Origin of the sequence: Acinetobacter sp. UBA3025, from assembly GCF_002367915.1 — a bacterium.
In the GTDB taxonomy this organism is placed as follows: domain Bacteria; phylum Pseudomonadota; class Gammaproteobacteria; order Pseudomonadales; family Moraxellaceae; genus Acinetobacter.
On sequence record NZ_DFDO01000122.1, the window covers coordinates 9385 to 9795 of the forward strand.

The 411-nt window shown below is 46.5% G+C and carries 1 protein-coding gene; it reads left to right on the plus strand.

Features of this window, described 5'->3' with window-relative positions; all coding sequences use genetic code 11:
* On the plus strand, positions 1-346 hold a 346-nt coding region (locus B4J23_RS05350; protein ID WP_291359126.1), incomplete at its 5' end, for an NfeD family protein.
* Positions 347-411 lie beyond the last annotated feature (65 nt).

The following is a 411-nucleotide window of genomic DNA, read 5'->3' on the forward strand; positions in this document are numbered from 1 at the left end:
CCCGATGATGGGACTGACCACCCAGATCCTGACCTGGATCATCCTGTCTGTTCTTTGTACCTTGCTTTGGTTTAAGTTTATCAAGCCGCTTTCTATCGACAAGACCAAAGCCGGCTTGTCGCGTGAGGCCACTATTGGCCAAATTGGCATGGTGATTCAGACCGATCTTGAACAGGATCAGATTCGGGTTCGTTTTCCGCTGCCAGTTTTAGGCTCGGATGAATGGGATTGCCGTGCTCTGGATAAAGTTCAGGTTGGAGATCGTGTCCGTGTTGTCGATATCTTGGGAAATGACCTGGTTGTACAGCCCCACAGCACTCAATATCAAAACGAAAAAGGTGAATAAATTATGTCTGCTGGCACTATCATTGTTATTGCGTTCTTGGCCTTTGTTGCGATTACCATTTTTAA